This window comes from Anabaena sp. 54, from assembly GCF_017355725.1.
Lineage (GTDB): Bacteria > Cyanobacteriota > Cyanobacteriia > Cyanobacteriales > Nostocaceae > Dolichospermum > Dolichospermum heterosporum.
Window position 1 is genome coordinate 1 of record NZ_JAAVWA010000020.1, and the last position, 12,105, is coordinate 12,105.

General features: G+C 33.9%; 12 protein-coding genes. 6 read left to right on the plus strand and 6 right to left on the minus strand.

What is annotated here, in order from left to right:
* Window positions 1-150 precede the first annotated feature (150 nt).
* The 6 genes from HEQ36_RS17035 to HEQ36_RS17060 all read right to left on the minus strand — a co-directional run bounded on the left by HEQ36_RS17035 (window position 151) and on the right by HEQ36_RS17060 (window position 5,332).
* Window positions 151-300: a hypothetical protein gene (locus HEQ36_RS17035; RefSeq protein ID WP_168636354.1), complete on the minus strand. Its 150-nt coding sequence runs from the start codon at window positions 298-300 to the stop codon at window positions 151-153.
* A gap of 161 nt (window positions 301-461) precedes the next feature.
* A complete protein-coding gene (locus HEQ36_RS17040) occupies window positions 462-548 on the minus strand; it encodes an element excision factor XisI family protein (protein WP_233455526.1) in 87 nt (28 codons plus the stop codon).
* 46 nt (window positions 549-594) lie between these two features.
* On the minus strand, window positions 595-810 hold the full coding sequence (locus HEQ36_RS17045) for a type II toxin-antitoxin system HicA family toxin (protein ID WP_053538744.1): 216 nt from the start codon (window positions 808-810) through the stop codon (window positions 595-597).
* The gene (locus HEQ36_RS17050) at window positions 744-893 is read right to left on the minus strand and encodes a hypothetical protein (RefSeq protein WP_168636355.1); all 150 of its coding nucleotides are present in this window, start codon (window positions 891-893) and stop codon (window positions 744-746) included. The genes HEQ36_RS17045 and HEQ36_RS17050 overlap by 67 nt, the downstream gene beginning before the upstream one ends.
* An 800-nt stretch (window positions 894-1,693) precedes the next feature.
* Window positions 1,694-2,512, minus strand: a complete 819-nt coding sequence (locus tag HEQ36_RS17055; RefSeq protein ID WP_053538743.1) for a WecB/TagA/CpsF family glycosyltransferase — start codon at window positions 2,510-2,512, stop codon at window positions 1,694-1,696.
* Between the two features lie 630 nt (window positions 2,513-3,142).
* A complete protein-coding gene (locus HEQ36_RS17060; RefSeq protein ID WP_168636356.1) occupies window positions 3,143-5,332 on the minus strand; it encodes a tyrosine-protein kinase domain-containing protein in 2,190 nt (729 codons plus the stop codon).
* Window positions 5,333-6,019: 687 nt separating this feature from the next.
* On the opposite strand from HEQ36_RS17060, the gene HEQ36_RS17065 reads away from it, so the two are divergent.
* The 6 genes from HEQ36_RS17065 (at window position 6,020) to HEQ36_RS17090 (ending at window position 12,080) form a co-directional block, all read left to right on the plus strand.
* Window positions 6,020-6,445: a hypothetical protein gene (locus HEQ36_RS17065; protein ID WP_168636357.1), complete on the plus strand. Its 426-nt coding sequence runs from the start codon at window positions 6,020-6,022 to the stop codon at window positions 6,443-6,445.
* Between the two features lie 13 nt (window positions 6,446-6,458).
* Window positions 6,459-7,295, plus strand: a complete 837-nt coding sequence (locus tag HEQ36_RS17070; protein ID WP_168636358.1) for an ABC transporter permease — start codon at window positions 6,459-6,461, stop codon at window positions 7,293-7,295.
* An 84-nt stretch (window positions 7,296-7,379) separates the two neighbouring features.
* On the plus strand, window positions 7,380-8,654 hold the full coding sequence (locus HEQ36_RS17075; RefSeq protein WP_168636359.1) for an ABC transporter ATP-binding protein: 1,275 nt from the start codon (window positions 7,380-7,382) through the stop codon (window positions 8,652-8,654).
* A 26-nt stretch (window positions 8,655-8,680) separates the two neighbouring features.
* The gene (locus HEQ36_RS17080; RefSeq protein ID WP_168636360.1) at window positions 8,681-9,718 is read left to right on the plus strand and encodes a radical SAM protein; all 1,038 of its coding nucleotides are present in this window, start codon (window positions 8,681-8,683) and stop codon (window positions 9,716-9,718) included.
* 239 nt (window positions 9,719-9,957) lie between these two features.
* Window positions 9,958-10,704 carry a class I SAM-dependent methyltransferase gene (locus HEQ36_RS17085; protein WP_168636361.1) on the plus strand — a complete coding sequence of 249 codons (747 nt, stop codon included), beginning with the start codon at window positions 9,958-9,960 and terminating at the stop codon, window positions 10,702-10,704.
* 140 nt (window positions 10,705-10,844) lie between these two features.
* Entirely contained in the window at window positions 10,845-12,080 is a 1,236-nt protein-coding gene (locus HEQ36_RS17090) for a glycosyltransferase (RefSeq protein WP_168636362.1), read from the plus strand.
* The last annotated feature ends 25 nt before the right edge of the window (window positions 12,081-12,105 follow it).

Consider the following 12,105-nt stretch of genomic DNA (forward strand, 5'->3'; position numbering starts at 1 on the left):
TGTAATTGAATTACTACCACCCTTGGCTCGTGGATGAATATGCTCTACTTGAAAAGGAACGTCTTTCACTCCACAGTTTGTATCATAAATTTATGAAAATCTCTATAATAGAATCTCCTTTTCCTTTGCGTGAGGTGAAAAAATCGCTATTTATTTACGGATTTGCGTGATATAAGAAGGGATACAGAAAAATGTGTGCGATCGCTCAAATGAAGACAAATTCCCCAAAACCACATCCAAAGCAGTACGAATTTCTTCCCAATATTCATTTTCTTCTAAAGTAATTGTGACTTTCATCATTATGTATGACTCATTTATCTTACCAGTCAATCATACCACTCTTTTGACATTGCGTGAGGTGAAAAGAGATTTTAGGGGGTTGAGGGAGTGCGATAGCGAAGCACGACCTAGGAATCGCTGTTTGGGAGGTTGAAGGGATGCGATCGCAGCAAAATCTTTATTCAAGCAGTAGCAAATACAGTATATTTCCTTTCTTCAGGATCACGAAAAGCTAAAACAATATCAAGATTAGAAATACCTAACTTCATTAGTTTAATAGTACGATTATATCCTATACTCAGGCGATCAATGAAATTAATCTAAATCTTCTTCAGTCAAACCAGCATCTTTCAAAATACTTCCCAGTGTACCCGTAGGTAGATCACGATTACTATCAATAGGTATAGAAAGAATCACACTCATACCTTCCTTAATATAGATATGATGACTACCTGTAATCCTTTTTAGATTCCATCCATAGCGTTCAACAATCTTACACAGAGACTTACCAGAAACCGATTGCGTAAAGATAACTCAATTAACTGTTTTTGTGGTTCAATTTCTTCTTGCTGACTAGCAACTTCTAACCGACCTTGAACAGCATCTTTCAACATTTCTAATAAATGTTCATAACCTAAGTAGGTTGACGTTGAAAATTGTCGTTATAGCAAGGCAAGAGGCAAGAGGCAATAGTAAAGAAGTTTTCAGCGATTTTACGTTTCTTTACACAGTTTGGTTTTATTGTGTTCACCTACTTAGTCAGTGCTTGCGCTATCGCTCAAAACTTAAATTTTGTACAATTTGCAAGAAACAGACAAATAATCTATAATCATATTTGACCCTATAAATTTTGTGAGGCACTATGTCTGTCATTAGTGCAAGTGAAGCGCGGGCTAATTTTCCCGATATTATGAGACTTTTCTGTTTCAAAAATTCTGATTCGTCTAGCTCTGTATAAATCTTTTACCTACTGCTAGGAGGGAACTAGAACAATGCAGTAGAACCGCATAGATTTAATTGTCAAGGTACAGATTACCATTAGGCAGTGAGGTTTTTAGACAGGTTGATTACCTTTCCTGTGGTAATTATGTAACATAAGTCACTGGAGGAAGACAGCCTCTAGTTGGCTTTCATCCCTTGCCTAAAGGACAGTTAAGTTTTTCCGCCACGCTCCAAAACTTGCCCTCAATGGTTTTTAGCCTATTTTCTTATAAAAACTTGTAACTTTGTCAAGCGATACCTACAGGGATGCGATAGCGCAAGTGCTGACTTGTCAGTTCGCTCAACTTACAGCAAATTGTAATCAACCGTGCCACAAATAAAAATGGTGAAAACCAGTACCAAACTTCATTCTGCGATTAATTTTTGTGGTGGGTTTGATCTCAAACTGCTGTAAACCCCAAAACTCAAAAACCTACTTAGATGCAAATTTATTTGAGATTTGCTTTAAAGCTAACCACATAAAGGTTGGGATAGTTGTAATGTAGCGATTAAATAGTCTCAATGGTTCTTGAATCAAACGATATAACCACTCACATCCTAAATGACGTATCCAATAAGGCGCTCTTTTATGACTTTCTGCAAAGACAGAAAATGCCCCCCCCAAACCAATCATCACAGCCTGAATTTTGTCTTTGTGTTGGTTCATCCATAACTCTTGTTTTGGACATCCTAAAGCCACTAAAACTATTCCTGCACCACTATCGTGAATCTTTTTGATAATAGCTTCATCCTCTGCGTGTGTGAGTGGACGAAATGGTAAAGGCTCCATCCCAGCAATTTTTACATTTGGAAAGACACGCTCTAACTTGTTTCTTATCTTCTCTAGAGTTACTACATCAGCACCTAAGAAAAAAAGATGAATATCTCTTAGCGGAGCTAATTTACACAAAGATAAAAGAATATCCATACCAGCAACGCGGTTTTGAGAACCTGCACCCATTAGTTTCAACATCCAAACCAACGGCATTCCGTCAGGAGTTGCAATATCCGCACTCTTTAAAACAGAGGAAAACTCTGGATGCCAATAAGCCTCTACGAGCATATGGGTATTAGATACGCAAATAACTTTGCTGACTTTACTCATCGCCCATTCTAATATGATATTTATTTGAACTTCAAAGGGTAAAGCAGTAACAGGAGAGCCAATTATATCAATCCTGGCAGGGGTTATTGAAGTTTCAAATTCCGGAGATGGATGTAAGTATTGAATTTGATTTTTTGTAGTTAGCATCTTTTTATTTATATTGTTGAGTTGTAAAAATCTTAAGATAATGTTTAAAACTCAAAGTTAGTAAACAATCATCTGAGTTGTTTGATAGTAACCTTTTACCCTTTCACACTTCCCTTACCTGCCAACGATAAATAGTAAAGATTGAGGTCATACCAAAATCTCTACAATCATTTCCTGACAAGATTTTCTGGGAATTAAACACAAATTTCTATTCTCAATAAGAATTACGTAACGCCTATATTTTGATTACTTAGGGCTTGCTGAATAAAGCTAAAACCGTTTATTAATAAAGGTTTCGCGGATTTTTATCACAAAAAAGTGCCAGGTTTTGGCTTATTGTGTCTCAAAATAGGTGCATTTTTCCTTGTCGGGTTTGGAAGATTGAGCATATCCATATAGCTAAAACTGTTCCCTGATCCTTCCTGTTCCCTATCTTCACAAACAACTTTTTCAGCCAACCCTAATTATTGCGACTAAAGGTATGTTAATAACCCAAATTCAATTTTGAAACCTGCCCTTTGACTGGGTTTCAAACACCTGAATTCTTACGATAAATAAATGGTTTTGAGCAATTTATAGGAGGGAGTAAATAATTACGTTTTACAGTAATGTAAACCTAGTATTTGATCTTCATACATCAACAGTAATCGCACCCAAAATAGGAGTAGAAGAGAAATTTAATTGCTCTAATGCTTTGGCTAAAACAGAACGGTTTGTTTTACCTACTCCTATAACCAAAATACTTGCATCTGTATGCCTACTCAGGATATTAGTATCTGCAAAACCTAATAGATGTGATGTGTCATATATGATTAAGTCAAAACTTTGTTTAAATTGTTCTGTCAAGCTTTCCATCTGAGGAGATGACAGTAAACTTGTGGGATTTTGGGAAATTTCTCCAGTAGTTAAGATAAACAAGTTATCCTCTAAGAATAATTTTTCTATATCATTTGCAGTCGCTTTCTGTGAACCATAATTTTGTTCTCTGGTACCGCTACTATGTCTGTGTATAACATTCTCAAAATTTAGCCCTTCAGCAATCAGATTGCTTAATCCTTTTGTATTAGGCAAGTCCAATATTTTATGGATACTAGGATTACGTAGATTTGCATCCACCAATAGCACCCGTTTACCCATCACTGCTGCTGTCTGAGCTAGGTAAAAAGCAATTGTCGATTTACCATCTCCAGGAGCCGCTGAAATGACTGCTAGAGAACGGAGAGAACTATCACCTTTGAGCAGAGCAATATTTGTATAAACAGAGCGAAAAGATTCCCAAAACTTTGAGATGTTCTGTTTTTGATCAGGCTGACCATTTTTACCAAACTTAATATGAGGAATATTCCCTAATATAGGAAATTTAATTTTATCTTTAACTTCCTCATTGTCATAGAAAACGTTGTTGAGCTTATCTATAATTAAAGCAAATCCCGTGCTTAATAATAAGCCCAAAACTGTTCCTACAATTAAATTTTGTATGGTACTTGGTGCAAGATTTTCTGGCTGAATAGGAGGAGTAAGTATCTGCCAAGGTATCTGCTTTTGGGCTGAATCTATGCGTAATCTTTCCAGTTCCGTTAAAAAGTGATTAAGATTATCAACAGCAATTTTTAATTGTCGTTCTAAATCATCTTTTTGACGAATAATAAAGGGAAAGAGTTTAATCTGTTGCCGCAAAGAATTTTCAGCTTGATTAAGAGATTGGATTTCTGTTTTTAATACCTCAATTTGTTTATTTATCTCAAGAAATTTTTGAATTTCTCGCAGACGAGCTGAATTTGGTGTCACTAAATCTAAGGAATTCATCTTTGTGTTTGACAATTTTATTCCCAAAAGTCGCCGTTTTTCTCTGCCTACTAAATCCAGTAAATTTTGTTTTTGAATCAGCAGGGTTTGAATATTTGGACTATTTTCTGTATATTCAGATGATTTTATAGCAATTGTAGCTTCTCTATCTTGGAGTTGGCTTAATAGCTTCTGGTAATCAGGAGACTCACTCAATATGGAAATAGCCTCTGCTTCATCAGTTTCCAGTCTCAACTGTTTTTGTAGAATAGTATAGAGTGTTTTAGTTCTAGCTAATTGCATTTCTGCATTGAGCCGTTTCTGCACAATTTGGTTAAATTGACTAGCAAGTTCCTGTCCTTGAACTTCAGCATTAATCAGTCCATATTTTTGCCGAAAGAGTTGTAGTTGTGACTGAAGGGTTTCCATTCTATTTAGTAGTTGCGGCAATTGTTTTTCAACAAATTTAATTCCCAATTTAGTTTCTGTTTGGCGTTCTTCTAAACTGTATTTTAAGTATGATTCAGATGCTTGATTTAATACAAACAAAACTTTTTTAGGGTTGGGATCTTGGTAACTGACTTCTACAATTTTAGTATTTGGCAGGAGTTTGATATTGAGTTGAGGTGCGGTACTACCTGGATAATATTTTTGCACTTCTTGAGTCAGGGGAGACATCAGTTTAGGACTTTGTAAAATCTTCAACTTAGTTTCATCAATTTTGTTATCATCTGCTTTGAATCTATCATCTCGTACTACTTTATCTTCCGCCGTAATCGGCTCAGTTAAAATTTCAAATTTAGCAACATAAATAGGAGGACTATTCAAAGCTAATCCCACACCAGCACAAGCAAAAGTAGTTGTTCCCATGATAATGAAAATTATTCTCCGTCGAATTACTGCCCATAATTCGCCTAAGTTTAATCCACCTTCATTACTTTCTTCCGGCTGAACTGTATAAATGAAAGGAGTAGATTGACCCTGTTCTGTATTTATTTGAGACAAAGTTTGGAAAGCATAGGGATTTTTTATCATCTCAAACCTTATATAGTTTATAATTGATTTTTAACTCGATATTTCAATTAAGTATAAAACTTGCAAAGTCAAGTAGTTTGTAAATTAGCACTGTTTCATGAATTGTAGTGGACAAATTGGCAAAATCTCTATCAGCTTTCATTTTGCTAAATATATTATTGATAAATTTGTCAAGAGATAAGTTACATCTTGTTAGAAGATTTATAATTTAACTGTTTATATTAACAACCTGCAAAGATTGTGTAAAATTCACAGAAAATGAAAAATTAGGTATTGACTTTTATATTGAACTATCATTTAATTGCTTTCAATTCAGTATTTCTAAATTCAGATACATCATTCGATGGGCATAATTTTCTTCCCAAAGTGAGAGATTGAATTATCAGATATATCTACTCAAGTATAAAAAAGTAGATTTTATAAATTCATTTGCAAGCCTACACACTTTCTGCCAATTTGTCTACAATAAACCATGCAACAATGCTAATTTACAACATAGTTTAGTTTCAAGAAAATGTAGATACAAAAAATTCTCTTTAAATGAGCCAATCAGAATTTCTTAGTTAAAAAATTAATACCTCAAACAATGTTGAATCAGGAGTTGAACTTTGATGGTCTTATTGATCTCAGTCCCTCCAATGCAACCTTCTTACGATCTATTTTTTAGTTAATGATCAGGAGGCCAAAGTGCAGAAAAGGTGTGATCGAAATCGGAAACGTTCTAAACGCAGAGCTATCTATTGTCCAATACATAACTGTTATATAGATAGTGTCAGCCAAAAATATGGACTATTTACGGAACAAGCTGGACAACTCCAAAAACGAGGTATTTCTCGTCGAGAAGCCATGATTTTAGTTAATACTAAGAACACTGTTTCTTTACATGGTGAGTGGCTAGAGGCTTTTTGGTGTGAAGAGTGCCAAGAAACAAAATGGTATCATGTTTATAAGCATGAATCTAGATATAAATTATCTCTTGCTCCGGCAGAACTTTGGCAACAAGCAACAGGTGTAATTCATCCCCATCGAAATCCTTCTGTGGGAGAGTTTACCTATAGACAATCTCGGATGATTGGCGGTAATAGTGTGAAAGATTTTCGAGTCATAAATTGATATTTCAAATATTATGAAAGAAACTACTTTTCAGCCAGAATTAGTAATTGAAGCAGGGCGTACAGAAAAGCAATATTGGCAAGATATCTGGCGTTATCGAGAATTATTTTACTTCCTAGCATGGAGAGATATTTTAGTTAGATATAAACAAACTGTTATTGGTATTATTTGGGCGTTAATTCGTCCTTTTTTAACAATGGTAGTATTTACAGTTGTATTTGGACAATTGGCGAAATTACCCTCAGAAGGTGCGCCCTATCCAATTCTTGTATTTTCTGCCATGTTACCTTGGCAGTTTTTTTCTAATTCCCTTTCAGAGTGTAGTAATAGTTTAATTAGTAATGCTAATTTACTTTCTAAAGTCTATTTTCCCCGGTTGGTAGTACCGACCAGTGCGATAGTAGTTAGCTTTGTAGATTTTATGATTTCGGGAATGATTTTATTGGCATTAATGGCATGGTATAACTTTGTTCCTAGTTGGCGGATTTTGACTTTACCATTGTTTATTGGTATCGCCTTTGCGGCTTCTATGGGTGCGGGTTTGTGGTTAGCTTCATTGAATGTCCAGTATCGAGATTTTCGGTTTATTGTCCCTTTTATAGTCCAGTTTGGTTTGTACATTTCCCCTGTAGGATTTAGTAGTAGCATAGTTCCTGAACAGTGGAGATTCATCTATTCCTTAAATCCTATGGTTGGAGTAATAGATGGTTTTAGGTGGGCAATTTTAGGAGGAGAATCAAAATTATATTTACCAGGTTTTATGCTTTCGATGGTGTTAGTAGTTTTACTATTATTGAGTGGAATTTGGTATTTTCGCAAAATGGAACGAACATTTGCTGATGTGATTTAGTGCTTTGATAAATTATCAAACCACTTTTTGTTTTATTTCACCATTTACTAACTTATCGTTTGTAAAAAATTAGATTTTTTTAAGATGTCTGATACAGTGATTCGCGTTGAAAATTTAGGTAAAAAATATATTATTGGTCATCAGCAGCAAGAACGCTATACAGCACTGCGAGATGTGATTACTAATAAAGTTAAGTCTCTCAGTAGTTTGATTAATTCTCAAGCTAAAAAGGAAAATCCTGCTTTTGAAGAATTTTGGGCTTTAAAGGATGTTTCATTTGAAATTAAACAAGGTGATAGAGTTGGAATTATTGGGCGCAATGGTGCAGGTAAATCAACGTTATTGAAGATTTTAAGCCGTATTACTGAACCTACTACTGGAAGCATCAAAATCAAGGGTAGGGTTGCTAGTTTATTAGAGGTGGGGACTGGTTTTCATCCAGAGTTAACAGGGAGAGAAAATATATTTCTCAATGGGGCAATTTTGGGCATGGGTAAGGAGGAGATTAAACGCAAGTTTGATGAGATAGTTGCGTTTGCAGAGGTGGAGAAGTTTTTGGATACGCCTGTAAAACGTTATTCTTCGGGGATGTATGTGCGGTTGGCGTTTGCGGTGGCAGCGCATTTAGAACCGGAGATTTTAATTGTAGATGAAGTTTTGGCGGTGGGGGATGCTCAGTTTCAGAAGAAGTGTTTGGGGAAGATGGAGGATGTGGCAGGAAAAGAGGGAAAGACAGTTTTGTTTGTGAGTCATAATATGGCAGCAATTTCATCATTATGTTCAAAAGCATTAGTTTTAAAGACAGGAATTGTAGAATTTCCTCTGGGAACTGTAAATAATGCAATTAATAAATATTTAATGCAAGTTAATCAAATATCTAAACCTAACTTATCAGAACGTAAAGATCGTCGAGGTGAAGGTAAAATCCGCATTATGCGTCTCGGCTTCTTTGATGCTCAGGGAAATGAACTAAATTATTTAGTATCTGGACAATCAGTGGAGTTTAGAATATTTTATGAAAGCCAAGAGGAAACACTCAAAAAAGTTCATGCTGGCATTAGTATTAGTTCGGTTAATGGAACATTAATAACATTTCTTAGTAATCAGATAGCAGCACAAGTTTTTGAAACAATATCTAAAAAAGGCTTTATATCATGTATAATTAAAAAGCTTCCTCTTGGCTCAGGTAATTATATTATTAATCTTCTGATTCGAGAGAATAATATTATTCAGGATTGGATTCAAGAGGCAATTTGTTTAACTGTTGAAGATGGAGATTTTTATGGTACAGGCAGAATACCTCCATCTAGCCATAGTGGTATATTTATTGAGCAGGAATGGCTACAAGTTAATTCTTGAGATACTACTCTTTTCTAGGAGGTTTTATGATTTTTTCAATCACTAATCAATTAACAGTTTTTAAACTAAAAGAAATACTTAAGTATTTCTTGATATTTCGCTTGATTGTTAGAAAATACAGAATAGTGAATTACAAAACCAGGAAGCTAATTGAAAGAATTAGGTATTCACGACGACCAAACATATTAGGTCTTGAGCCTAGTAATATCTGTACTTCTAATTGTATTTTCTGCTCTTATCAATATGATCAGCTTCCAAAAAAGATTCCTTCTTTTGATGAATTTCAAGGAATTGTTGAGGAGTATACCCAAATGGGTGGAGATTCAATTCAGTTAACTCCCATTACTGGTGAAATATTTACCAACAAAAAGATTATTGATTGGATTAAAAAACTTGACTCATTTAAGTCTATAAAGCATATAGGTACATATACGAATGCCTCTCTTTTTCACACTATAGACCTGGACGAACTTGTTAATTCTGGTTTGACAGGATTACATATATCGGTTCCTCCTTTGGACGAAGAAATCTATCTTAAGATTTACAGATCTAATCTGTATTCTAAGGTTATCTCAAATTTAAAAAATCTTTTGATTGCATTCTCAAATGCAAATAATAAAACCATTAAGCTTCTTGAAATAAGCTTTAGGGCTGATCGTACATTAGATGAATGTAAGCAACTTCCTGATTATCTTGAGTTTGTTCACCCTTATTTATCAGAAGGAGTTATTGTAACTTCAATGTCATCTTTTGATTCATGGTCAGGCATGATTAAAGATAGTGACTTATTACCAGGAATGGAACTACTTCACACCGAGCTATCAGGTCCAATTCAACCATGTTCAAGAATATATAATGCCCAAATTGTTGTTGACGGATCTATTCGCCTGTGTGGAGCAAGGATAGATAATGGTAATAATGAAGATGAGCTTAAGATTGGACATATTTCAGAATTAAGTTTGACTGCTGCATACAATTCGCCTAAAGCTAAAAAGATTAGAGACAGCTTTAGGAGTGGTAATCTATTAAATATTTGCCAAAAGTGTAGTTGGTACGAAAAATAAAAGTTACCTTGATTTGTAGTATTTTCCGATAAATAAGCACTCTATAGGAATTAAGCTTGCTACAGATATAAATGATCAAAAATAGTCCTAGACTTAGTTATGCAATTTATTTTTGTAGCGAGTTTAATATCAAATTGCTATTAAAAAAATGCTTTCCTCATAAGAGTTTTAGTGACAAAGTTTCGTTGAAACAATGTTAATTTAAGAATTACAACTGTGTAAATTAGGTGATACACAAAATGAAAAAACTTCTAACTTCTTTCAAGAATAAATATACAAGCTTCAAGAATATAGTCCATTTATATAGAAAATCTTATGAAATTGGTGTTCATAACGTCATATATCTTATTAATCTCATTGAAAATGAATATGGTCATCAAAAATCAGTTCAGTTAAGCAAACCAGTAGATGCTTTGCTGAATCCAATTCCTTGGTATACTTATCCAGCTATTGAATATTTAAGACAATTTGATTTTAGTGGAAACCACATATTTGAATATGGAAGTGGAAATAGTTCTATATTTTGGTCATCATTAGCAGGAAGTGTTACTAGTGTTGAAATAGATTATTTATGGTTTGAAATACTCAGTAAATCAAAGCCTAATAATTTAAATCTTTATTTAAAAGAAAAACAATTTGACTATGTTAATTCCATAAAAAATGGTAATACACTTTATGATTTAATAATAATTGATGGAGCTTATAGATATGACTGTGCTGAGGTAGCAATAAACTATGTAGCTAATGATGGCTTAATTATACTTGATGATTCTGAAAGATATCCTGAATTGTGTTCAAACTTGAGAGAGCAGGATTTGATTCAGGTAGATTTTTTTGGTCTAACACCCATAGTTTACTATACAAAAACAACTTCTATCTTTTTGCAAAGAACATCTTCACTGAAGCCATTGTTGGGTAAGTTACCCCATTTTGGTATAGGTAGTTTATGTTGTGAGTATGATAGATATGACAATCTAAAATCATGAATAATTATTGTTCTGAAAACTAAAATAATTGTTATTAATTTTGGATGCTGTAATCGCGTGATCGTTAATCAATCATTGATATTTCCAAATTTAAGCAATGTTTAATAATAATCTATAAACTTTTTGAAAAGTAAGTATTTATGCGCCTAATCAGAATTACAACCAACTATTCCAGCTACCTAACCCAATTTTACAACAAATATCCTGAATTAGTAAATCAACCCTACCAAATCCAGTATCAAAAAATGGTGTCAGACTGTTTTGGCTGGGCAGATTTTTGGACAAACTCCCTTGGTAAAATTGGCTATGAAGTCTGGGAACCCATTGCTAATGCTGAACCCATGCAAAAAATATGGGCAAAAGAGCATCATGTTCCATATAATGAGCAGAATTGGCTAACAGATATTACTAAAGCACAAGTTAAGTCATTTAACTCTGATATACTTTTTGTTGATGACTATAATTCCTTTAAAAAAGAGTTTATTCTCCAATTACGCACAGAATGCCCAAGCATTAAATTAGTGTTAGGCTGGTGTGGCGCGCCTTATAGTGATGCTTCAATATTTTCTGCTTATGACATAGTTTTGTCCAATATTCCCGAATTAATCACAAATTTTCAAGCATTAGGTCATCAAGCACAATATTTTAGACACGCCTTTGAACCACAGATTTTAAATTTAATTAATACTACTGACGAACCATTTATAGACTGCTCATTTATAGGCTCGATTATGCCAGGTAAACAAGCCCATAATCAACGGATAATTTTACTTAAAGCATTACTGCAAAAAAGTAATATAGAAATTTTTTCTGATGTATACCGTCCTACTCAAAAAAACAAAATATTAAATTATATAAAGGAAAATTTGTATAATAGTGTTCAATTAGTTGCGAAAATTAAACCTGGGAAAAAGATTTTACAGCAAATTCCTAAAATCAAAAATTATATCAACATATATCATGATCATAGTCTACCAATTCAGTTAGATCCTATGATTGTAAAAATGGCTAATCTACCTCTTTTTGGCATAGAAATGTTTCAAGGATTGTACAACTCAAAAATTACTTTTAATAATCACATTGATATTTCGCAAAACTCGGCTTCTAATATGCGTTTATTTGAAGCAACGGGAGTAGGAACTTGCTTATTAACTGATTGGAAAAATAACTTACCTGAATTATTTGAACCAGATAAAGAAGTTGTTACTTATAAATCAGTAGAAGAATGTATTGAAAAGTTACAATGGTTGTTAAATAATCCCCAGCAAAGAAAGGCTATAGCCCAAGCAGGACAAGTCAGAACCTTAAAAGATCATACTTTCGATCAACGTGCCATTCAACTGGATGAAATTATCAGAAGAATTATATCAAGTTAGTCCTGTAGCTACATCTCTCAGATTT

Excerpts from the sequence above, each read along its gene's own strand:
- HEQ36_RS17070 (WP_168636358.1), top strand. The coding sequence starts at position 6,459 with ATGAAAGAAACTACTTTTCAGCCAGAATTAGTAATTGAAGCAGGGCGT.
- HEQ36_RS17035 (WP_168636354.1), bottom strand. The coding sequence starts at position 300 with ATGATGAAAGTCACAATTACTTTAGAAGAAAATGAATATTGGGAAGAA.
- HEQ36_RS17075 (WP_168636359.1), top strand. The coding sequence starts at position 7,380 with ATGTCTGATACAGTGATTCGCGTTGAAAATTTAGGTAAAAAATATATT.
- HEQ36_RS17080 (WP_168636360.1), top strand. The coding sequence starts at position 8,681 with ATGATTTTTTCAATCACTAATCAATTAACAGTTTTTAAACTAAAAGAA.
- HEQ36_RS17040 (WP_233455526.1), bottom strand. The coding sequence starts at position 548 with ATGAAGTTAGGTATTTCTAATCTTGATATTGTTTTAGCTTTTCGTGAT.
- HEQ36_RS17050 (WP_168636355.1), bottom strand. The coding sequence starts at position 893 with ATGTTGAAAGATGCTGTTCAAGGTCGGTTAGAAGTTGCTAGTCAGCAA.
- HEQ36_RS17060 (WP_168636356.1), bottom strand. The coding sequence starts at position 5,332 with ATGATAAAAAATCCCTATGCTTTCCAAACTTTGTCTCAAATAAATACA.
- HEQ36_RS17090 (WP_168636362.1), top strand. The coding sequence starts at position 10,845 with ATGCGCCTAATCAGAATTACAACCAACTATTCCAGCTACCTAACCCAA.
- HEQ36_RS17055 (WP_053538743.1), bottom strand. The coding sequence starts at position 2,512 with ATGCTAACTACAAAAAATCAAATTCAATACTTACATCCATCTCCGGAA.
- HEQ36_RS17085 (WP_168636361.1), top strand. The coding sequence starts at position 9,958 with ATGAAAAAACTTCTAACTTCTTTCAAGAATAAATATACAAGCTTCAAG.